Raw genomic sequence first — 22,083 nt, 5'->3', positions numbered from 1 at the left:
GTTGCAATTAGTCAGCCAATGAAATGTATAATGCCGCTTTGAAAGTATCTAACCGGTCTTCCGTCTGGAGCGTATACCGACCGGGATAAAGCAGTTCCAGCCGTTTGCGTAAGTTTGACAGCCCGATGCCTCCTTTCTGGCTTTTCGGATGAATAACCGGTTTGTTGTTCTCGACCGTCATTTCTACGGCAGTTGAATTTAAGGTTAGTGTGCCATGCAGCCAGGCTTTATCGGCCTGTTTGCCAATACCATGTTTAAAGGCATTTTCGACCAATGGCAGGAGCAAAAGAGGAGCGATTTCTTTACCATTCGGATTGCCGTTGACCTCCAGCGCTATTTTTGAATGGTCACCACAGCGGATTCGCTCCAGTTCAATGTAATTCTGCAAGTAGTTAATCTCTTTTTCCAGAGGTACTTTCACATCGTCGCTGTCGTAGAGCATATACTCCATCATGTCCGACAGTTTAAGCACCATATCGGGAGCGAGGTCCGATTTCTTGAGCGTCAGGGCGTACAGATTATTCAGGATGTTGAATAAGAAATGTGGATTGACCTGCGAACGCAGAAAATTGACTTCTGCCTGTAACTTTTCGACCGCAATTTTCTGCAACAAACGCTGCTGTTCGTACCAGTCGATACTTAGTTTCAGCGGCACCATCAGGGCCAGATACCAGAGGGTACTAAAGAAATTGTACGATAATGTTTCAATCCAGTTGCGGTTTTGAGTTGGCGCAATCACGAATCCATAAATAATGTAGTCGTAGAAAGCCTGAACGAGCAGATAGCTCAGAATCGATAAAAGAACCAGTCCGAAATACCGCCAGTAACGCCCGGTCAGCAGATAGCGCGGGAGAAAATAATGCAGATTCAGATAAGCTATCCCGATCAACAGGACTACCCTGATAAACACACAGGCAGCAAAATAGGGCAAGCCAGCTTTGTAAATCAGGTATCGTTTCTCGTACAAAAAAAAGCCGGTAATCAATACCCAATACCCCGTATGAATCAGCGCCGATTTGACCGTAGTCGTGCGATTGGTCAGCGGAGTACGTATGCGTCTATCCAGAAAATCCATAACAAAACCGATTGTAAGCCGGTGTAAATGAATACAAAAGACACGCACTTTAAAAATTATATCGACCAACGACCAAAAAAGTAGAGGAAAGAAATCAGGATGGCGAACTCGTCTATTATTCAGGTCGTTGGTCTACTATTTTTGGGAAAGTTTTTCTAATCCGGTTGCTTTGTTTCGGCATTGACTAAATACCCTAACCAATACCTTACAGACAGCGATGAAAACTCCGGGATTAATTCAAAATAGAACGCTGATTTTTATGATGATTATGATTAGCGCAGATAAAATCATGATTAATCATAATCATCATAAATATCTGCGTTCTATATGTGCGTTTATCGTACTACTGCTGTTCCTGTTGGCATTACCGGTAATTGGGCAGGACAAAAAAGTAGGTGGCCCTTGCGAGGGATGCGAAGCAATTTATGAGAGTCCGGTTCCGGTCGAGAAGCTGGACATGCTGGCGAAACTTCCAGATGCCACCTGGAGCGGAAAAAAGCCGCTAGGTATCAACGGGGTCGTGTTCAAGGCCGATGGCAAAACACCAGCACCGGGCGTTATTCTGTACATCTACCACACCGACGAAACAGGTCATTATGTGGCAAAAGAAGGTGCCAAAGGCTGGGAAAAACGACATGGCTCCATACGCGGCTGGATGCGCACCAACGAGAAAGGCGAATACAAGTTTGTCACGTTACGACCTGCCCCTTACCCTGGCCATTCCGATCCAGCCCATATTCACATCACGATCAAAGAACCAGGCCTCAACGACTATTACATCGACGAATACCTGTTTGACGATGATCCGCTCCTTACCGCCGACAAACGGGCAAAACTTGAAAACCGGGGAGGTAGCGGCATCCTAAAACTTAAAGACGTCGGCAATATGTACAAGGCCGAACGACACATCTATCTCGGGAAAAACATCCCGAATTATCCGACAAATCAGTAGCAATCGTTTAATAAATCTACCTCAGTTCCCAATGCCAGCTTAGCATTGGTTGGCAATCTATTGCCTTCGCTGCCGCCCTATCTCTACCAAAACATTTTGTTCACTAAAAGCCATGAAATACGCCTGTCTGTTTCTGGTGGTGCTGTTAAGCATTTGCCCGTTGAAAGCTCAGTCGGTTAAGGGTACAGGATCGGTACAAGGAACCCTGGTTGATTCGTTAACGGGAAAGCCTATTCCGTTTGCTACGGTTTCGTTGATTCAACGCGACAAACTGGTCGATGGCACGGTAAGCGACAGCCTGGGTCAGTTCAGATTGACTAATTTGCTCTATGGTACTTACTCACTCCGTTTTGGCGCCGTTGGTTACCGACCCAGCCAAACACCCGTCTGGACGGTGGATTCTGCCCATCTGGTTGTACAAACAGATTCCGTTAGACTTACGCAGGACATCCGAAACCTGAATGCCGTTACGGTTCGTGGACAAAAACCGTTGATCGAAAATCGGGTCGATGGGATCAATTTCAATGTCGAAAGTCTTCCATCGATTGCCGGCAGCAATGCCTCCGATATACTTCGTCGAGTGCCCTTACTGTCGGTCGATGCCAACGGGGGACTTTCGATGCGGGGCAGCACCAACATCCGGGTATTTATCGATGGTAAACCCTCGGATATCTATGCTCCATCGGTAGCCGATGCCTTAAAAGTCATTCCGGGCGAAAGCATCGTTAAAGTCGAAGTTATTACGCACCCCTCCGCACGATACGACGCTGAAGGCACCGACGGTGTGGTGAACATTATTACCCGAAAAATTCGGGAAAACATCACGAATGGCACTTTTAGCGGAGTATTAGGCAATCGTAATGAACAGCTGATGGGCAATGTCCAGAGCAAAACCAACAAATGGTTACTGAAAATGGACGGATTCTATCAAACCTACTGGAATCGCAATGGTAGTGTACTGGACCGGGAATCAGGCCTGTTTCGGGTCATTCAACACACTGAAACCCATCAAACGGGAAACAATATTTTTGGCGGGGCCAATGTTTTATATAGCCTCGATTCACTACATACGATAAACGTTGGCTATCGGCTTCGCTGGACACCCAATGAAACTCAGGCAACGTCAGCTAATTTCAATGTCGAAAATGGCCTGCTTCTCCCCTCCTTTCATCGGCAGATTATAACGCCCTTACAGAGTAATGGCCATGTTTTTACCAGTGGGTATACGGGAATGTCACGAGATAAGCGGAAAGAATTATCACTTCTGGCTACGTATTTCAGGCTCAACAACACCAACCAGTACGAGGTCGACCAAACCAGCACCGACCAGACATTTTACCGCGAAGATTTCTATGGCCTGACCCGCAATCGGGACCTGATTCTTCAGGCCGATTATTCCCATACATTCCGACAGAACTGGAAATGGGAAACGGGAGCCAAACTCACCCAGAAATACCTCACCAGCGACAATCAGTTCGGTATCTACAATTTCGATACGCAACAGTATCGTCCCGACCTAACCCGAGCCAATGCATTTTCGTATCAAAGTTCGGTGTATGCCTTGTATGCCAATGTTAATTTCCAACTAAAAAAGTGGCAGTTCATGACTGGAGTGCGGTATGAGCAGACATTATTACAGGCTAATTTCCGGCAAAACGAATTGTCAATCCCTTCGTTTCACAACCTTGTACCGAATCTGCTCATCAGCCGAAATCTAAACAAAAAAAGTACGCTGAAACTAGGGTATACGGTGAAACTGGTACGTCCCTACTACGCCTATCTGAACCCAACGATCAACAATAGCGACTCACTCAATATTCAGTTTGGCAATCCGTATCTCCAACCAGAAATCACCCGTCGGTATCAACTCAGTTATTCGCGAAATAATCCAAAGCTGTTTACTGATATTGCCCTGTTTTACAACCACAACCGAAACAGCATCGAAACGATCCGAACGGCTCGGCCCGACGGTGTATTCGAAACCACCTGGCAAAACATCGGCCATAATCAGCGCGTTGGCGCATCGATTTATCTCAACTGGAAACCAACTCCTACAATCAGTTTAGGGAGCACCTGGACACTACAGTATGTGCACCTGACAAGTCCGGTCCTGCAACTTTCCAACGCTGGGCTAATGCGCCAATGGGTGCTCAATTACAGCCAAAAACTCCCCAAAGGTTATAGCCTGGATGTTTACGGCTTCTTCGATGTGGCTTCTATCAATCTGCAAGGTTCACGCACTGGCTGGAAATACTACAGCCTGACGGTCAGCAAAAAATCAGCAAATGATCGATTCAATCTGAGCCTGCGCATGGATACCCCCTTCACCCGTTACACCTTTATCGATGAAGAAACGACGACCGCTTCGTTCTACCAACACTACACGTATCGGTATCAAAACCAGAATATCAGACTGACATTTTCGTATAAGCTGGGCAAAAAGGAAATCAAAAGCCCACGGATGCGGCAAGCCGAAAACCCAGACTAGGCCTTTGAATGCAGCTCATGCCAGACTGACGAATTTAACTCGCTCCAAGGGTACACGATTGCCTATAAGCCCTTGTTTTATGATATACTTCGTAGCGCAAAGCTGATTTTCATGCGTTATCCGGCCAGCAATGGATTTAATATAGCTTCCAGTTCGGGGTGAAAAATAACCCTGCCGCCATTATCGCTATTGGTCAGCATGACAAAACCCGATTTCCGACTTACGGATCCCATCGTCAGCGATCGAAAGCCAGACTGACCACCGGAGTGCAGGATAACATCACCTGTTTTCCGCTGTTGAATGGCCCAACCCAACGCCCAGCCATCAGCCCCATCAATTTTCTCACCTTCCTTCAGCTTAATTTGCGGACGCAACATGGCATCATGATACGCCTTTGTCAACCGAAACGCATCAGCCGGTTTGGGAGCCAGAACCTCGATCAAAAAGTTGGCGTAATCAGTGCAGGTGGTCAGTAAGCCACCCATCGCTCCATACCGGGCCACATCGGGTGCCATCGGCTTTGGTTTCACCAGGACTTTCCCGTTCACATCATGCGGTTGGGCTGCGAGTTTTTCAAAACCAGCACGCCACAAATACCCACTGGATTTCATACCGAACGGTTGCAGAAGCGTCCGTTTCATAAACAGATCGAAATCCGTAGCGCAGACGGTCATACCTGCTTCGTATTGGGAACAGTTCGTCCGGTCTTCCTTTCCCAGTAAATGCGTCACTACTGATTGCAGGTAGTAATAGCCTTCGCCCGAATAGTTAAATTTTTCGCCGGGTTTAAAGTAGATTTTCAACGGGGTATCACCCGAACGAATCTCTGGGAAGCCTGTTGTATGAGAGAGTACATGCCGGGCCGTAATTAATTTCAGTTGGGGATCTCCTTCCAGAAATGGTTTCGCTGCATATTGGGTCAGTGGCGTATCGAGATCGATCACTTTTTTTTCACAGAGTTTCAGTATGGCATAGGCGAAGACCGTTTTGCTGATCGACGCACATTCAAATACCGTATCGACTGTAACCGGCTCTTTCGAACTAGCCTTCTTAACCCCAAAACCCTGCTGCCAACACAGTTTCCCGTCCTGAACCAGCGCCATCGAAAGCCCCGGAACCCTGGCTTCCTGCATGAATCGGGGAATTCGTTTCTTCAAATTGGCAATTAGTAGTTGCCAATCCCTGCCGATTTTGATTTCGTGAGTACTAGTGTTCGGGCTTCGCCAAACGGCAAGTGGAGTCAGGCCAGCAACCAGCGAAGCCCGGCTACTCTCTAGTAGAAACTCTCGTCGACGCATACGATCCAATAGCGATAAAGTTAGACTAATACCTGCCTCATTTCCAACTCCTGCGCATCCAGCATGTCAATGGGTTTTACCCCTTCTTTATTCGGTATAGTTTTATCCGCGCCAGCAGCGAGTAAGAGCCGAACACAGTCGATCTGATGGTGTCGATTCGCTTCGCCCCCAAACACGTACCCATGCACGGCCCACAGGAGTGGTGTTCCATCAAAAGCAGTACATCGCTGATTTATAGCTACCTTTTTCTCAATTAATCGTTGCACCAGCTTATCGAGCCCCACCCAGGCCGCCCAATGCAGAGCCGTTCCCCTATAACAACCTGCATGTTGACTCGTAGCGCCCCGGTCGATGTACAACAGTCCGACTTTCTCAGCCCGTAAACTGGCCGCAGCGGTAAGGGGGGAATCCTTCCCATCGACCAACCCGCTCCCGTCGACGTTAGCGCCAAAGTCTAAAAACAGTGTTGCCAGTTCAACGGCTTCGTCATCGGAATAGGAGCCATCACATACCCCATCACAGATTCGGTGCAACGGGTGAGCTTTCGTCGTATTTTGTTCATCATATGGAAGTCCTTCGTTGGCCAGCTCGGGGTATTGGGTAAGTAACTCCTTGAGCCTAGCCAACTCGTTGTGTCGTATCAGTGTCCGCACAGACAGTTGAGATTCGTTCATTGGTCGTTTTTAATAAGGATTCCTTTTAATCTAAACCCACAGGCACGCAAGCCAGCTTTCTGAAGTGTAGCCTTCGAAATCTGGTTCGTTACATTGCAGCGCGCGGCTGGCACTCGTCCCATCAGATAGGCCACTTTTTTTAGTTCCTGTACCAGAAAACTCCCCAGGCCCTGTTGCCGAAACGGCTCGTTTACCTGCATGTAAATATCAGCAAACGGCAAGTTGTAATTGAGCATCAATCCACCACTGGCCACAATAGTCCCATTTTGTTCGAGCACATACGAGCTCTGATCGTCTGCTTCTACATCATCGGCCGTACGCTGGCGAAAAACGACATTCGAAACGGTAAGGCTGGTGGTTAATTGATCGTCAAAAAGACTAGCCTCCGCATGGATATATTGGGCGTATTCATACGTCATGGCCACTAACAAGGCATCGTTGGTCTGGCTTTCGATGTACGTAGCTCCAGAAACTGAACAGAATTCCGGAAAAATCGCATTCACAAACCTCCGGTAAAGGGGCAGCACATAAAACTCAAAAATCGTGTCCCGATCTTCGCGCCGGTCGGTTCCCCAGACTGCGCCATAGCCCACTTTCACGTTGTCGATCCTAAACAGATACACATCAGCCCAGCCGTACTGGTGGCACTTGTTGCATACAAACTGACAGTTAACTTCCTGAAGAAACAACACCCGAAACGGTACTATTTCGTCTTCTGATGTTTTGTCGATCTGAATAGTCATGGAAGTCGATTAATCCTGATTTAGCCCCAAATCGTTTTGAGTTATAACGGCGAGTGAAAGACCGTAGTGGAGCCATGCTTTGTATCTATACGTCTGGCTCACATTCGATTCGATGTCCAATGCGTAGAATATGACCATCGGGGTCCTGTACAGACATCTCCCGCATTTGCCAGGGCTCATCAGCAGGAGCCGATAAAATAGTGGCTCCGTTGGCTTTTATCTGGTCGTAATACGCATCGACATGATCCACCATCAGGCAAATCCAGGTTCCTGGATGCCCCTGATCTTCTTTGCAGAAGAAAATTTCGACATCATCTTTCACGACTCCCCCAAACGTAGGTGGATTATCCCACTCCCATTTTTCGCTAAAGCCCAGCACATCGATATAGTAGGCCAGGCTCCGTGCTACATCGGCAGAATACAGGATCGGTACGGTTTTTTCCAGTGTCATGGTTCTTCCTCTTATTGACACACAATGCTAAGGGCCTGACAACGTAACCTTTTTACGTTGTCAGGCCCTTTCAGAAATTTTTGCTGTACACTTTTATCAATTCCTGTCCTGAACCGTGCTAGGTTCCATTACTCACTGCGCAAACTCTTTACCGGATTCATTAGCGCGGCTTTCAGGGTTTGGTAACTAACCGTTACTAAGGCGACGACGAATACCAGCAATCCAGATAGGGTAAACATCCACCAGTCGATGGTTATTTTGTAGGCAAAACTCTGTAGCCATTGGGTCATCAGATACCAGGCCATTGGCATGGCAATCAGGCAGGCCAGCAGTATCAACAGTAAAAAGTCGCTGGACAACAGTAGTAAAACGTTATTTACCGAAGCACCCAGCACTTTACGAATGCCAATTTCCTTGGTTTTCTGCGCTGTCGAATAGGCAATCAGACCATACAGCCCCAGGCTCGCGATCAGCAACGACAAAATCGAAAAAGTCAGAATTATATTCGCAAACCGTTCTTCGTTCCGGTATTCTCCTGCCAGTTGCTGATCGGCAAAATCGAAATCGAATAAGGCCACCGGGAAATGTTTAGCCCAAACCTTTTCGACATAGGCCAGGCTTTCATGCGCTTCGTTCTCAGCTATTTTCAGCGTGATTTTTGTAAAATAAGTATCCCGTAACACCATCGCCAGGGGCTCGATGGCATGCTGCAACGAGCGATAATGAAAATCACGAACCACGCCAACGACCACCCCAGGTTCGTTTTCCAGCGAAAATGGTTTACCAATGGCAGCTTCGACCCGCGAAAGGCCCATTTTTTTGACAGCGGACTCATTCAGAATGACTTGCTGGATCGTTTTGGTCGTTTCGCCAGGAGCATGCGGAATCACATTTCGGCCTGCTATCAGTTTTAGCCCATACACGGCCAGATAATCAGCGTCAATTTGAATTCTGGCCGCCTTTAACTGAATGGATTTTCCCTTCCGATCCATTGTTCCGGCTTCAAAGGCGTCTGTGCCCGACCGGGATGCAGCGACGCCCCCAACCAGCGGGCTAGCTAGCAGGTCATGCTTAAACGCATTGTAGCCTTTCACGACATCGGCATTACCGTTGAGTCGTAAAAACACTAACGCATCTTTGGAATACCCTAGGTCTTTATGTTTGACGTAGGTCATCTGGGCGTAGATAATAACAATACTGGTGATCAGCAACAGCGTAATGACAAACTGGGATATGACCAGCGATTTACGCAGCACAACACCTTTAGCTCCTGATTTGAACGCCCCCTTCAATACACTGACCGGTCTGAGGGCCGACAATACAAAAGCAGGGTAAACACCTGAAAGTAGCCCCAGGAAAATCGTAACACCGAAAAGCATTACGATCAACTGAAGCGACGCTACAAGTGACAGGTTTTTGCCCGTAAGTTGATTAAAAAATGGCTGGATAAATGTAGAAGCCAGCAACGCCAGCAATAGGGAAATAACTGCTATCCCGACCGATTCGCCTAAATACTGCCCAATAAGCTGAGTTTTAACCGCTCCAACCACTTTCCTCACGCCAACTTCCTTAGCCCTGCCAATAGCACGGACCGTAGCCAGATTTGTATAATTAATACCGGCCAACAGTAAAATAAAAAGGCCTATGGTTGAAAAAATATAGACCTGACTGATGTTGCCGTTCGTTGCAATCTCGTTTTCCAGATGCGAATGAAGATGAATCTCGCTCAGTCGCTGAAGCTGAAAAACGTATTTATTCCACCGAGCTGCCAATTGAGCGCCAATATATCGGGAATAGAACTGAGCGATTTTTGCAGAAAATGTTGGCACATCAACACCCGGCTTTAGCAACAGGTAGGTGTAGTATCGATTCATTCCCCACCCCTCGGCGGTCAATACTTCAGGGCGGACAGCCTCAATGGTCTTAAACGACCCAATTAGTGAAAACGTAAAATGGGCATTCTCAGGTGGGTCGGGAGTAATGCCGGTTACTTTATAATTGGCTCCCTGGCCTGTGCTGTCGTACATGAAAATCAGCAAGGATTGCCCCATCGGGTCGGCCTTGCCGAAATACTTTCTGGCCGTCGATTCAGTCAGAATCACCGAATACGGTTCCGTCAAGGCGGTAGCTGCATTGCCCCGGACTAACGTATAACTAAATACGTCGAAAAACGACGGGTCTGTCAGGATAATACCGGCTTGAAGCGTTTGCTTGTTATCATGCTGCACAATTTCTTCCCGGCGCTCCAGCCGAACCGTATTTTCAATTTCGGCATAATCCTGCTGAAGTGCCTTAGCCATTGGCGCAGCCGTCCGAGCCGATTCCGATAGACCCGTTTCGGTCTTTTCAGTCGTAGTTAAACGGACAATTCGATCATAGTTTTGGTTGAACGTATCGTAGCTGAGTTCGTTCTGGACCCAACGTGCAATAAAGGCAAAGCAGGTCAGCCCGGCAGCTAACCCGAGTATATTCAATACCGAGTATGTTTTATCGTAGACCAGCCTTCGGCCAAGCTGGAGCAAATAGCGTTTTAGCATACGTCAGACCATTTTACCAGATCGACGCACAAATCTGTTACCAGATTTTATGAAACAGCCTGATTAACGTACAGGGGCATTTTTATAAAGTTAAATCGCGTTTCCCTGTCCGTAGGCGGACAGCTAATGTCCATTGCAGGACAACCCGTACAGCTTCATTTTTACGACTTATAGAAGCATTACCCTATTGGTTCATTCGTACTTATAACGGAGGCTGTAGCCAGCGTAGGTATACTCACAATCCGTGGTTTCTTAACGAACGGAAGAGCCAGTAATGAAATCACACTCACCAAGGTAGGCAGAATCCCGATCGGCGTAAACGCGAAGGTAGGTGCAGTGACCACAATAATTGCCAGAGTAGCCTGCACCGCCTTTCGCTGACTACCCGGAATTCCACTAAACCAGTCAGCAAGTTGCCGAAGCGTATAAAGGCTCAGAAATATTAGTACCCCTCCCATCAGAAACAGCGAATACTGCCGAAAATCAAATGTATAGGTGCCCGCATAGAGTTTTTCGGCAGCATGATAGCTGTTTTCGAACAAATGCCCGGCCCCCATTAGAGTCGCGTTAGCGGTTGGCCCGAAAACGACCAGGGCAGCAGGCACAGTCCGCAAAGGCACGGTAGCGCCACGAACTAGTCGGACTGTATTAAATGCCGTCAAGATTAAGCACAGGCTTAACACAATCTGATCAATATAAGCAAGTATGGTATCCATCGCAGTTGTTGTTTTATTTTCCTACGACGAATGTACGGTCAGTGTCTCCCTGTGCTCAAGGTCAGCCTGGGTGAAGTGTAAAAAGCGCTGCGTGAATCCGGGCATAGCTGGTATGAACCGATTAGCGACTGGAAAAAAATCAACTTTCTTTAAACAATACCAGCTACGCCTTGTTATATATACATGAGTCGCTGGTAGACAGAGGTGCTGTGAAAGGCATCTGATTTTAAGTAATTACCGTTCTACTAAGCGAACAAAAGCCAGGTGACCTCGCGTCGTCTGGCTTTCTTTTTTGCATTGGGGTAAGGGCTTGGAGCATAGGGTAAAGCCAATACTGAATTTTCTATTCATTAATCCTAAACCCTTCCCCCAATGCCTTCTGCTCGTATTTATGCATCCATTCTGTTGCGTAAATAAGCTTCTATTTCGGCATACGTGTGCTTCGCCCTTTCATCCTGATCTTCTGTCTGCATATGTATAGCCCAGCCTAACGGGGTTCCGTGATAGATGCGGTCTTCCAGATCCAGACGGGCACCCGCTTCAACCAACACGTTCACCGCATCCAGCGATCCGGCATATACAGCCTGATGCAAAGCCGTTGCATGGGAATGAAACCCACTGGATGGTTCGATATATCCGTTCACATTCGCCCCCAGCCTGATCAGAAAAGCAAGCCAATCGGCTTTGCCATAGAATGCTGAACCGATCAGGGCGATTTGACGATCTGTAACCGTCGACATGTGTGCTAATCGTTGAGCGTCCTCACCAAGGTTCAGGCAAATGGCTGTTAATAGGGTCAATTCGCCACCTCGTTTTATAAGATGGCGGGCGGCATCCAGATTACCATGAGCCAAGGCACCATGCGCCTGCCCCGGTGTAGCTCCGGCATTGATCAAAACATCCATTAGGTCAAGCTGTACCCCACACGTTCGTGGAATCCGACCAGTTACAACAAGGCCTAGTGTGTAGTCGATTTGATGCTGAAAACTTTCGGATGCGTGCTCCCGTATCGCCTGAATGAGTAACCGGGCGACATCAACACTATTCGCGGGTAATGTCCCATTTCGAATCGGATTATCGGCAATAAACCAAAGCAGGTAGGGGTGGCTAAAATAGCCTTCAGCCGGAACGTCCGAGCGCTGGCCTGCGAGGTCGGGGTGGCTTTCCAGCAATCGGTGCAAATTGGTTATATCGCCCGCATCAATCGCTTCTACAGTTTCACGGAATACAGGATCGGTACTGTCTGAATTTTTCATATCCTATTCGCTAGTCATGAGCAATTCTAAGGCCGACACAACATAATCTTTTTACGTTGTATAATTTAATTACCAGGGGTAACGGTCAGGCTGGCGAAATGAGCATCGGTACCGGGACCAATCCAGAGGCCAATGGCACCTTCCTGCGCTGCCCCATGCTTCAGATCGTTGACAATCAGCGTAGGTTGCGCGGCTCCGTGTACATAAAGTTTTGCCTTATCGCCCTGTACCACAATCTTCACCTTCGTCCATTCTCCAGCAACCAGGTCTACATACGTTTCATATTTTTCCGGGGTCTCTTTCCGGCTTCTCTCCCAGGGAAAGTCGGGATGAGAGATGTACTGAACGGAATGGTTTCGCCGGACCTGGTCGTCTGCCCGACCATTGGTCGGACGCAGGTAGATACACTCGAACCTGGAATCATCGTCAGCAATTCGAAAAGCAATACCCACAAACCCCCGAGCCGACTCACCTGCTGTCTTTAAGGTCTTACCGGCCAGTTCGAGCTCGATGGTTCCATTCTGGAAACGGAGATTTCTAATTTTGGCACAGGCCAAATCCGATGTATTGTTGCCCGCATCGACCACTCGAATGCTGGGTTTGCCAAGGTAGTTCTCCGTCGATACCACCACATGAACGGGTTGTAGCCCGTCTGTGCTGGTCATGGGTAGCTTCATTGCCTGATTCTGTCCAGAACTTAAACCATGGCACAAGAGTAGTAAGGCAAGGGGTAGAAAAAGTCTGATGTTCACGTCTTTACGTTTTACAGTACAAAAGTCAAATTTATATTCAATTATCTCCACCTCCTATTCCGCTCGTAGACTCTTCACTGGATTCACCAGCGCGGCTTTGATGCTATGAAAACTGACTGTCAGTAAGGCAATACCAATCGCCAGTAATCCAGCCAGAGCAAAAATCCACCAGTCGATGGAAATCCGGTACGGAAAATCGTTCAGCCAACTACCCATAGCCCACCAGGCTCCAGGTGCAGCGATGAGGAAAGCCAGGAAAACCAGCACGATAAAATTCCTCGAAAGGAGTGCCATTATGGTAAGAACACTGGCTCCCAATACTTTCCGAATTCCGATCTCTTTAACACGCTGTTCCACACTGAATGCAGCCAGTCCGAATAATCCCATACAACCGACAGTAATGGCAAGGACAGCAAATACCCAAAGCAAATCGCTTAGTTTCTCTTCGGTGTTATACATTTTCCCATAGGTCTCGTCCATGAACTTATAATCCAGCGGGAAGTTGGGAGAGAATCGGTTCCACACCGTATTGATATAGGCTATCGTTTGAGGCATATCGGCTTCACGAACCTTTACAGCCACTTTAAATAGCTCCTGCGGCACCATATGGATCACCGCTGCTGTCACTTTTTCATGCAGGCTTTTGTAGTGAAAATCCCGAACTACGCCTATAATCCTTCCTTTTTTAATCGGCTCTGTTGTGTCGGCAGGTGCCCATTCATGCCAGTTTATCCGCTGGCCTAACGCTTTTTGGGGAGAACCCAGGCCAAACTCCCGAACAGCCGTTTCGTTGATGATAAACCCTTCCCGTACATCGGTCGACATGTTTTTTGAAAAATCCCGACCGGCAATCAGTTGCAGACCCAGTGTTTTTAAGTAGTCATGGTCGCCGATAAACATGTTTACGGAATATTCTTTTTCGGCATTCTTACCGGGGATGGTAACCCCATCTCCGGCAAACTGATCGCCCGGGAGGCCATAACCGGACGTAACAGCAAGCACATTGGGCGAGCGTCTTAGCTCAGTCTTAAACGTTTCAAGCCCTTTTCCGGCTACGTCGCCCTGCGCCTGAAAATAGATCAGTTGTTCTTTATTGAACCCCAGTTCTTTATTGTTCATATACTGAGTTTGCCGGAACACCACAAGGGTGGAAATAATAAGCAGAGACGACAGTGCGAACTGAACAACAACCAGCCCCTGTCGGAACCAGGATGTGCCATTCAGCGATAGCCGCCTATTTTTCAACACCTTTACCGGCTGAAAACCGGATACGATGAATGCTGGGTAACTACCCGCCAGTAGCCCTACCAGCAAGGTTGCCCCTAACAGCAGCAAACCCAACTGCGGATCGGTGAACGGATTAAAGGCTATCGCTTTGTCGGTGAATCGATTCAATGCCGGAACAACGATAAATAAAATGACCACCGCGATGAGCAAAGCTATCAGGGAAACCAAAACCGTTTCGCCCAAAAACTGGAAGACGAGTTGCCGACGTCCTGCACCCACCACTTTCCGTACACCAATTTCTCTGGCTCTTCTGAACGAGATGGCAGTAGCCAGGTTGATAAAATTGAAGCACGCAATGACCAGCACAAACAGCGCAACGATCATCAACGCATTAACATAACTTTCATTTCCCCGAATGGCATTGTCAAATATAAAATCAGCTGAGCCAAGATGAATATCGTGAAGTCGCTGAAAAAAAGGCAGCATGACCGTGTCGCCGGGTTTGATGATATCAGTTTTTACATAGGTCTGGAACTTGCTCTGTACACGGTCAATGTCGGTACCAGGCTTCACTTTTACATACGTAAAAAACTGGTTCCAGGTCCACCGTTCCATTCGGCTCGGCGGTATACCCGCGCTGGAGAAAGACATCAGGAAATGAAAATCCAGATGAAAATGATCGGGCAATGGTGCCAGTACGCCTTTTATGGTATAATCGACCGTATTGATTTTAATGGTTTTACCTACGGGGTTCTCCCCACTAAAATACTTTTTTGCCAGGTCGCTGGAAAGCACAATTGACCTTGGCACATCCAGAATGCCTGCTACCGTCCCCTTTTCCAAGGGCAAAGCGAAGACCTGGAAAAACGATGGCTCCACAAACCACCCTTTATCTTCATAGTTTTTCTGTGCTCCGATTTCCATCAAAAATCGGTCTGGGGCCATCAAGATCCGGGTTGTGGTATCAACTTCAGGATAGTTTTGTTGCAGGAAACTAGCATAAGCTGGAGCCACAACCGCTGCTTTTGTGGTTGTGTTGTCTTTTGTTCGTTCCGTATACATGCGGTAAATAGTTTCACCATCAGGAATCGTTTTGTCGAACTTCCATTCGTCCCACACAAACAGCCCGATCGAAATACAGCCGATCATACCAATAGCCAATCCAGCAATATTGATGGCAGAATAGACTTTATTGTGCAGCAAGTTTCGGAAAGCGATTTTTAAATAGTTGCGGATCATAGTCGGATGCAGGGTTGAGGGCGTTTGATAATACTCTTCATTCGATTCCCGTGGGCGGACAAAAGGCGGCAGTACCGACACCACATTGAGCACATAGCGCAGGGTGGCCCGTGTTTTCCCCGCCCGATGGTACCAGTAATCGTATAGTTCATCCAGATCACCCTCTACCTCTTCGAGTGTGTTCGCAGGATGCAGTTTGGTCAACAGCCAATGGGCAAAGCGGGGCGGTTTCATGAGTTTCATTTATGTAAAGACCGGTCCGCCGTTACAGCCATACCTGGCGTCTCCTATGCGTCAGCTAGTTGTTCATCCATAAACCATCAGGTGCGTAGACGCGAAGTATCGTTGCATCTACGCACTGTTCTCTACACGTTTATTCTGATCGTAACGATGTCAATGGGTTCGTCAATGACGCTTTGATGGCCTGATAGCTCACAGTCAGCAAGGCAATTGTAATGGCTAAAACGCCCGCCAGGGCAAACATCCACCAGTCGATGTCTATGTGGTAAGCATACTCCTGCAACCAGGTATCAACCGCCCACCAGGCTATCGGGAAGGCAATCCCATTGGCAATCAATACCAGCTTCAGGAAATCTCTGGATAGTAATGCCGTCAGGCTCATCACACTAGCGCCCAGTACTTTACGAACACCGATTTCTTTGACACGTTGCTCTGCCGAATAGGTAGCCAGGCCAAACAACCCCAGGCAGGAGATGAAAATGGAAGCTAGCGCCACCCAGATCAATAGGGTTTGTCGACGGGAATCTTCCAGGTAAAAACGCGCCAGTTGCTGATCCAGAAAATGATATTCAAATGGCTCATCCTGATCGACGTTTACCATGACGGCTTTTAGCTTCTCCAGCGTTTCGGGTATACCGTTGGCCTCTATTCGAGCCGTGTAATAGTCGATACTCTGAATCGGATTCTGGTTATAGGCCAGTACCAATGGTTCAATCTTGTCGCGTAATGACTGAAAATGAAAGTCTTTCACAATACCAATGACCCGGGCTTTGAAAGGCATATTATCAATCAAAACAGGCGAAAACTCCCCTCCCGACGACATGGCCGGAACTTCAACCAGTTGACCAGACGGTTCGGTTATGTGTAGTATGCGTGCGGCTGTTTCATTCAGGAGCACCGAAGTGGAATCGCTTGGGTTGACAAAGTTTCGTCCAGCCAGAAGGTTAACTTCAAAGGTTTTGAGAAAGTCTTTATCGGCGCCAATCAGGTAGGCAATTTTAGGTTCCTCGCGAATGCCCTGATTGTTGATTTTAACCGTCCGAATCGTTTTCCATTCACCGGGTACGCGGGAGGTTACGGACACGGTCTTTACTGCCGGAATTTTCGACATACCCTCCTTTATCGTTTTAAACTTTTCCCGAGCCGCACTGGTGTTGACATCGATGACCACCAGTTGCTCTTTATTGAAACCCAGGTTGGTCGTATTCATGAACTGTACCTGCCGATAGAGGACAATGGTGCCAATAATCATCACGGTGGAGATTACAAACTGAAAGACCACCAGGGTTTTTCGTAAACTCAGACTACTACGCTGGTTGATTTTCATGCCTTTCAGCAATAGAACTGGCTTGAACCCCGACAGTAGCAAAGCCGGATAACTACCCGACAGCAGCCCAAAGAAGATGGTCGAAGCGATAGCCGTGAGCCATATTCGGTAATCGGTTCGGAAGCCAAGCGTTAGTTGTTTATTGACAAAATGATTGAAGGAAGGCAATATCACATTGACGAGAACCAAAGCCAATAGCAATGAAATACCCGTAATCAGCAACGCTTCAACCAGAAACTGATAGATCAGATTGCTCCGCTCAGCCCCAATCGACTTTCGAACACCTATTTCTTTCAGGCGATTGGAAGCTCTGGCGGTCGACAAATTCATGTAATTGATTCCGGCCACAAACAGGACGAAAAGCGCAATGGCCGCGAAAATCTTCAGGTAAAACGGATTGCCCTGGGCTATGGCTTCCACATTTGAGTTTCTGGCTCCATCGGTAATGTCTTCTGAGTACAGATGTATTTCATTCAGCGCCTGAAGACTGAACGACAGACGGGTTCCTACTTCCAGCTTGGCGTTAGTCAGGGCAAGCTTCGTCAGTTTGGCCGAAACCACTTCCGGATTCGTATGGGGTTTTAAAAGTGCATAGATCGAAAAGTCCGACGATGCCCAATCGCTTGCCACCGTTTGTTTGAAAAATTCAGCCTTATACATAGAGGACTCCGACATGACCGAATTGAAATCGAAGCTCGAATTGCGCGGATGATTTTTCAAAATGCCCGTTACTTTTAGCGGGGCATCCATAAAATTAAACTTGAGCATTTCGCCCATTGCCTGCGTCTTACCAAAGAGCCGTATGGCCAGGTCTTCGTTGATGATAATTGAATTTGGCTCTTTCAGTGCCGTATTTTTATCACCCGAGAGCAGCGGAAAATCAAATATTTTCAAAAAATTTTCATCGGCAATCGTTACGGTTTCCTGAAAATTAACCGGGTTTTCAGGATTGATCAGGTTGGCACGACCCATGCGCATCATACGGGTTGTATTGTCAATTTCACCAATGGTTTTCCTGGATTCGGTGGCCAGTTTATAGCTTCCTGCCGCAATAACCGTTGCTTCTCCTTTTACATTTTTATGTTCAATAACCCGATAAATTCGGTCGGCGCGACTATGCTGCTGGTCGAAGGTGAGTTCGTCAAACACATACAGCCCGATCAGCAGAAAGCAGGTGATGCCAAACGTAAGCCCCGCCATATTGAGAGCGGTGTAGAGTTTGTTCCGTTTGAGCGTACGGATGGCGATCGTTAAATGGTTACGTAGCATGTTTGGATGCAGGCTGGATGGTTGTTCATATTGTTGTTTCACTTGGTGCCGTGGGCGGACAAAAGGCGGCAGTACCGACACCACATTGAGCACATAGCGCAGGGTGGCCTGTGTTTTCCCCGCCCGATGGTACCAGTAATCGTATAGTTCATCCAGATCACCCTCGACTTCTTCGAGCGTGTTTTCTGGATGCAGTTTGGTCAACAGCCAGTGGGCCCAACGAGGAGGACGATCCGGCGACCGGGTCCGGCGATTCGGCTGAGGCATCGGGTTCATAGACCACTCAGTCGAAGGGTGCTTGGCGGCAGCATTTGCCAGAGTTCCTGCCGCAGTTGCTGAATTTCCTGAAGCGCCCGGCTACCCAGAGCCGTAACCCGAAACAATCGCTTGCGTCGACCGCCCCTTTCCGTAGTTGCCCCACCCAGATACGACGACACAAACCCTTTTTCTTCCAATCGAATCAGCGTGTTATGAACAGTGCCGAAGGTGACGATTCGCCCGGTATGTTCTTCCAGTGCCTGGCTCACCGTAACGCCATAGCCTTCTCCATCAAGAATGGCCACCATCAACAAGACGATTTCTTCAAATTCACCTAAATAGGTTCGGCGCATGGATTTAGGTTATTAGTTTATATTTTATCGTACAAATCTATTGCCAATAAACAAAACAGGCCATTTCAAATCAGAAACGGCCTGTTTTGCAAAATATCAAGTAAATTACTGTCCATTAACGGACAATCGGTGTCCCTCATCGGACGCGATTTAACTCTGAAATAAAGGAACCTACTTGAGTAGCCATACTGCAATCCTACTCCGCCCGTAGACTCTGGATCGGGTTGGTAAGGGCCGCTTTTATAGACTGGAAGCTAACCGTTAAAAAGGCGATTAGTATGGCCAGTAAAGCCGCTAGTGCAAATGTCCATACGCTGATGTCGATGCGGTAGGGATAGTTTTGCAGCCACTTGTCGATGGCGTAATAGGCGGCCGGGAAAGCAAAGACGAACGAGAACGAAACCAGCTTCAGAAAATCGGACGAGAGTAACTGAACAACGCTCGACGTCGATGCGCCCAGTACTTTCCGAATGCCTACTTCCTTCGTACGTCGTTCGGCCGACAGCGTGGCTAACCCAAATAACCCAATGCAGGAAATGAAGATAGTCAGGACAGCCCCGAATAGCATGATTTGCTTCCATTTTGCTTCTGATTCATACTTCCGCAAATTTTCCTGATCGAGAAACTTATAGGTGTACGGGCTAATGGGGAACAACCGCTTGAAGGTTTGTTCGATGGCTTTCAGGCTGGCAGTTTCGGTGTTGGGTTTGATTTTGATGAAGGCTTTCCCGTATTCGTTTTTGGGCCGCATGGTAAACAACTGCGAGCGGATCTGTTGATTCAGCGGTACGAAATGATAGTCCTTCACCACGCCAATCACGATGAACTTCTCCGGCTTTTCGTACGCAAAGAAATCGACAACCTGCCCAATGGGGTTTTTCCAGCCCGCTTCTTTCACAAAACTTTCGTTGACCAACACCGACTGAATAGAATCGCTCGGAAAATCGGGTGAGAAATTACGCCCTTTCAGAATCGGAATTTTAAACAGGGGCAGGTAGCTTTCGTTGACGGTTTCATAGGCAAACGAGAGCTGTTTTTCACCATTGTTCACCTTGGCCACCGTTCCCCAGAATCCCCGGTTCTTCGGCGCTACCTCGACAATAGTAGGCAATTTTAGCAGTTCTTTTTTCAACAAACTAACCTCATTCCGTTTCAAATTCGACTTGTCAACCACTACCAGATTCTTATCGTCGTATCCCAATTTCGTATTGGTCAGGTAGTTAAACTGCGAATAAATGGTCAGCGTTGTCACGATCAGAAACGATGCCAACGCAAACTGTAACACAACCAGACCTTTTTGCAGGTAATTTTTACCCGACAGATTGAAGCGGCTATATAGCGTTTGTACGGGATTGTAGCTGGACAAGACCAGTGCCGGATAAAACCCCGCAAGCAATCCCGTCATGACAAAAAGTAGTACGTAGCCAGTCACCAGCCGTGCATCGAACAAATAGGAAAGCGACAGGGCTTTATTGGCCAGTTGATTAAACGTAGGCAACACCAGTTGAACCAGCGCTACAGCAAACACAAAGGCGAACAAACACAGGAGAAACGACTCGCCCAGAAACTGGAACGTCAGTTGCGTACGGCCTCCGCCCACTACTTTTCGGATACCGATTTCCTTGGCCCGTTTCAACGACCGGGCAACGGTCAGGTTGACAAAATTGATACAGGCAATCAACAGTACGAATAGCGCAATACCCGATAAGATGTAGGAAAACATAGGGTTGCTCTCGTCCACCAAGCCATTGCTGGCCGGCAATTCCTTGCTCAAATGCATGTCGGTGAATGGCTGAAGTGCGTATTTCACGTTATTTTTATTGCCAAACTTCTCCGCCATCTCTTTTATACTCACCTGAGCATCGGCCTGATAAACCTGGTTCATTTTTGCTTCGACGGCTGATATATTGGCCGTTGGACTCAGCACGACAAACGTATTCTGGAAGACGCTAAACCAGTTATTGTTTAGGGCATACTCCTCTTTCGACACCTCCATCGGCAATAATACGTCGAATTTGACGGAAGAATTCTGCGGGCATTTTGCCGCAACACCCGTTACCGTGTAGGGCTCAAACTGATCTTTTTCTTTCAGAAAAATCAGTTTCCCAAGTGCCTGAGTGGTATGAAATTGCTTCTCAGCCATCTCTTCCGAAAGCACTACTGACCTGGGTTGGCGAAGAGCTGTTGCAGGGTTTCCACTTAAAAGTGGAAAGGAAAAAATGGTAAAAAAAGAGGAATCAGCATAAAACACTTCCTGACTTTTTACATCCGTTCCTTCTTTAATATCCCGCTGATTGGACTGGTATCGGACAAATGACCGAATTTCGGGCACCCCAGCCGTAAACTTAGGTCCCTGAAAAATACCGGTATAAGGCTGAAACGACTCGGGTATGCCTGCCGAGTTGTATTCCCGACTGGTGATGCGGTAGATATGCGGGTTGTTCGCATGGAACTGGTCGTAGCTGACTTCATCTTTCGTGTACAGCATGATCAGCATGGCAGCCGCCAGACCAATACTTAATCCAACGACGTTGATGATGGAGTAGGCCTTGTTGTGAGCCAGTGTGCGCAGGGCAATGGTTAGGTAATTACGTAACATACTCAGATTTAATAAAGAAGGAGATGGATAATCGGATGTTCTTCGGGCCGATTGAGCCGGTTTGAAAAAGAATGGGCTCAGGTAATGCAGCACCGCCCAACTGTATTCGCGTCGGGCACGCGCTAACCCTACCTGATCGATGCGTTTAGAGAACACTTCATGTAAATCGCCCTGCACATCTTCGAGCAGGTAGGGCGACAGGCAGCTTTCCAGCAGCCAATCGGCCCAGCGGGGAGGTCGGCGGGTTGCTTTCATACCCTTAAAAACCTATTAATTGAAATTTTCCGGGTGGAATGGCCTGCCAGAGTCGGCTGCGCACTTCCTGAACATCGTTTAAGGCTCGGACGCCAATAGCCGTCAAGGTAAAAAAGCGTTTACGGCGTCCACCCCGTTCGGCCGTAGCGCCCCCCATGACAGAAGACAAAAACCCTTTCTCTTCCAGCCGGTATAAGGTGGCATGGACAGCACTCATGGTAATTGACCGGCCGGTCTGTTGCTGAAGCTCCTCCCAGATCGTGACGCCGTAGGCTTCGGCCGGACAGGCCGCTACCACCAGCAAGACAATCTCTTCAAACTCGCCTAAAAAAGCCCTGCGCATAGCTTTATTCTGATTGACATGATTAGTTATA

At 47.8% G+C, this 22,083-nt stretch carries 16 protein-coding genes; 2 read left to right on the top strand and 14 right to left on the bottom strand.

What is annotated here, in order from left to right:
- Positions 1 to 7: 7 nt before the first annotated feature.
- Entirely contained in the window at positions 8 to 1,075 is a 1,068-nt protein-coding gene (locus tag ACYVFD_RS04020) for a sensor histidine kinase (protein ID WP_461088465.1), read from the bottom strand.
- A 289-nt stretch (positions 1,076 to 1,364) separates the two neighbouring features.
- On the opposite strand from ACYVFD_RS04020, the gene ACYVFD_RS04015 reads away from it, so the two are divergent.
- Both ACYVFD_RS04015 and ACYVFD_RS04010 read left to right on the top strand, forming a co-directional pair.
- Positions 1,365 to 2,027, top strand: a complete 663-nt coding sequence (locus ACYVFD_RS04015; protein WP_461088464.1) for a dioxygenase family protein — start codon at positions 1,365 to 1,367, stop codon at positions 2,025 to 2,027.
- 112 nt (positions 2,028 to 2,139) lie between these two features.
- The gene (locus ACYVFD_RS04010; protein ID WP_461088463.1) at positions 2,140 to 4,515 is read left to right on the top strand and encodes a TonB-dependent receptor; all 2,376 of its coding nucleotides are present in this window, start codon (positions 2,140 to 2,142) and stop codon (positions 4,513 to 4,515) included.
- Positions 4,516 to 4,631: 116 nt separating this feature from the next.
- Here the strand turns inward: ACYVFD_RS04010 and ACYVFD_RS04005 are convergent, their stop codons facing one another.
- The 13 genes from ACYVFD_RS04005 to ACYVFD_RS03945 all read right to left on the bottom strand — a co-directional run bounded on the left by ACYVFD_RS04005 (position 4,632) and on the right by ACYVFD_RS03945 (position 22,052).
- Entirely contained in the window at positions 4,632 to 5,813 is a 1,182-nt protein-coding gene (locus ACYVFD_RS04005; protein ID WP_461088462.1) for a serine hydrolase domain-containing protein, read from the bottom strand.
- 20 nt (positions 5,814 to 5,833) lie between these two features.
- Positions 5,834 to 6,487 (bottom strand): ankyrin repeat domain-containing protein, encoded by a 654-nt coding sequence (locus tag ACYVFD_RS04000; protein ID WP_461088461.1) that lies wholly within the window; start codon positions 6,485 to 6,487, stop codon positions 5,834 to 5,836.
- On the bottom strand, positions 6,484 to 7,230 hold the full coding sequence (locus ACYVFD_RS03995; RefSeq protein ID WP_461088460.1) for a GNAT family N-acetyltransferase: 747 nt from the start codon (positions 7,228 to 7,230) through the stop codon (positions 6,484 to 6,486). The genes ACYVFD_RS04000 and ACYVFD_RS03995 overlap by 4 nt, the downstream gene beginning before the upstream one ends.
- An 85-nt stretch (positions 7,231 to 7,315) precedes the next feature.
- On the bottom strand, positions 7,316 to 7,681 hold the full coding sequence (locus ACYVFD_RS03990; RefSeq protein WP_461088459.1) for a glyoxalase superfamily protein: 366 nt from the start codon (positions 7,679 to 7,681) through the stop codon (positions 7,316 to 7,318).
- Between the two features lie 128 nt (positions 7,682 to 7,809).
- Positions 7,810 to 10,218 carry an ABC transporter permease gene (locus ACYVFD_RS03985; protein WP_461088458.1) on the bottom strand — a complete coding sequence of 803 codons (2,409 nt, stop codon included), beginning with the start codon at positions 10,216 to 10,218 and terminating at the stop codon, positions 7,810 to 7,812.
- A gap of 179 nt (positions 10,219 to 10,397) precedes the next feature.
- Positions 10,398 to 10,934 carry a hypothetical protein gene (locus ACYVFD_RS03980; protein WP_461088457.1) on the bottom strand — a complete coding sequence of 179 codons (537 nt, stop codon included), beginning with the start codon at positions 10,932 to 10,934 and terminating at the stop codon, positions 10,398 to 10,400.
- Between the two features lie 389 nt (positions 10,935 to 11,323).
- Positions 11,324 to 12,190 (bottom strand): ankyrin repeat domain-containing protein, encoded by an 867-nt coding sequence (locus ACYVFD_RS03975; RefSeq protein ID WP_461088456.1) that lies wholly within the window; start codon positions 12,188 to 12,190, stop codon positions 11,324 to 11,326.
- A gap of 65 nt (positions 12,191 to 12,255) precedes the next feature.
- A complete protein-coding gene (locus ACYVFD_RS03970) occupies positions 12,256 to 12,942 on the bottom strand; it encodes a hypothetical protein (RefSeq protein ID WP_461088455.1) in 687 nt (228 codons plus the stop codon).
- 54 nt (positions 12,943 to 12,996) lie between these two features.
- A complete protein-coding gene (locus tag ACYVFD_RS03965) occupies positions 12,997 to 15,642 on the bottom strand; it encodes an ABC transporter permease (protein WP_461088454.1) in 2,646 nt (881 codons plus the stop codon).
- A gap of 139 nt (positions 15,643 to 15,781) precedes the next feature.
- Positions 15,782 to 18,520 (bottom strand): ABC transporter permease, encoded by a 2,739-nt coding sequence (locus ACYVFD_RS03960; RefSeq protein WP_461088453.1) that lies wholly within the window; start codon positions 18,518 to 18,520, stop codon positions 15,782 to 15,784.
- Entirely contained in the window at positions 18,517 to 18,855 is a 339-nt protein-coding gene (locus ACYVFD_RS03955; RefSeq protein ID WP_461088452.1) for a PadR family transcriptional regulator, read from the bottom strand. Before ACYVFD_RS03955 ends, ACYVFD_RS03960 begins: the two co-directional genes overlap by 4 nt.
- 196 nt (positions 18,856 to 19,051) lie before the next feature.
- Positions 19,052 to 21,709 (bottom strand): ABC transporter permease, encoded by a 2,658-nt coding sequence (locus tag ACYVFD_RS03950; RefSeq protein ID WP_461088451.1) that lies wholly within the window; start codon positions 21,707 to 21,709, stop codon positions 19,052 to 19,054.
- Between the two features lie 4 nt (positions 21,710 to 21,713).
- A complete protein-coding gene (locus ACYVFD_RS03945) occupies positions 21,714 to 22,052 on the bottom strand; it encodes a PadR family transcriptional regulator (RefSeq protein WP_461088450.1) in 339 nt (112 codons plus the stop codon).
- Positions 22,053 to 22,083 lie beyond the last annotated feature (31 nt).

The organism is Spirosoma gilvum (assembly GCF_054776815.1).
This window is presented reverse-complemented; position numbering and strand designations above follow the sequence as displayed.

What these genes read in the sequence shown, in the direction of transcription:
- ACYVFD_RS04020 (WP_461088465.1), bottom strand. Translation starts at nt 1,075, where the DNA reads ATGGATTTTCTGGATAGACGCATACGTACTCCGCTGACCAATCGCACG.
- ACYVFD_RS04015 (WP_461088464.1), top strand. Translation starts at nt 1,365, where the DNA reads ATGATTAATCATAATCATCATAAATATCTGCGTTCTATATGTGCGTTT.
- ACYVFD_RS04010 (WP_461088463.1), top strand. Translation starts at nt 2,140, where the DNA reads ATGAAATACGCCTGTCTGTTTCTGGTGGTGCTGTTAAGCATTTGCCCG.
- ACYVFD_RS04005 (WP_461088462.1), bottom strand. Translation starts at nt 5,813, where the DNA reads ATGCGTCGACGAGAGTTTCTACTAGAGAGTAGCCGGGCTTCGCTGGTT.
- ACYVFD_RS04000 (WP_461088461.1), bottom strand. Translation starts at nt 6,487, where the DNA reads ATGAACGAATCTCAACTGTCTGTGCGGACACTGATACGACACAACGAG.
- ACYVFD_RS03995 (WP_461088460.1), bottom strand. Translation starts at nt 7,230, where the DNA reads ATGACTATTCAGATCGACAAAACATCAGAAGACGAAATAGTACCGTTT.
- ACYVFD_RS03990 (WP_461088459.1), bottom strand. Translation starts at nt 7,681, where the DNA reads ATGACACTGGAAAAAACCGTACCGATCCTGTATTCTGCCGATGTAGCA.
- ACYVFD_RS03985 (WP_461088458.1), bottom strand. Translation starts at nt 10,218, where the DNA reads ATGCTAAAACGCTATTTGCTCCAGCTTGGCCGAAGGCTGGTCTACGAT.
- ACYVFD_RS03980 (WP_461088457.1), bottom strand. Translation starts at nt 10,934, where the DNA reads ATGGATACCATACTTGCTTATATTGATCAGATTGTGTTAAGCCTGTGC.
- ACYVFD_RS03975 (WP_461088456.1), bottom strand. Translation starts at nt 12,190, where the DNA reads ATGAAAAATTCAGACAGTACCGATCCTGTATTCCGTGAAACTGTAGAA.
- ACYVFD_RS03965 (WP_461088454.1), bottom strand. Translation starts at nt 15,642, where the DNA reads ATGAAACCGCCCCGCTTTGCCCATTGGCTGTTGACCAAACTGCATCCT.
- ACYVFD_RS03960 (WP_461088453.1), bottom strand. Translation starts at nt 18,520, where the DNA reads ATGAACCCGATGCCTCAGCCGAATCGCCGGACCCGGTCGCCGGATCGT.
- ACYVFD_RS03955 (WP_461088452.1), bottom strand. Translation starts at nt 18,855, where the DNA reads ATGCGCCGAACCTATTTAGGTGAATTTGAAGAAATCGTCTTGTTGATG.
- ACYVFD_RS03950 (WP_461088451.1), bottom strand. Translation starts at nt 21,709, where the DNA reads ATGAAAGCAACCCGCCGACCTCCCCGCTGGGCCGATTGGCTGCTGGAA.
- ACYVFD_RS03945 (WP_461088450.1), bottom strand. Translation starts at nt 22,052, where the DNA reads ATGCGCAGGGCTTTTTTAGGCGAGTTTGAAGAGATTGTCTTGCTGGTG.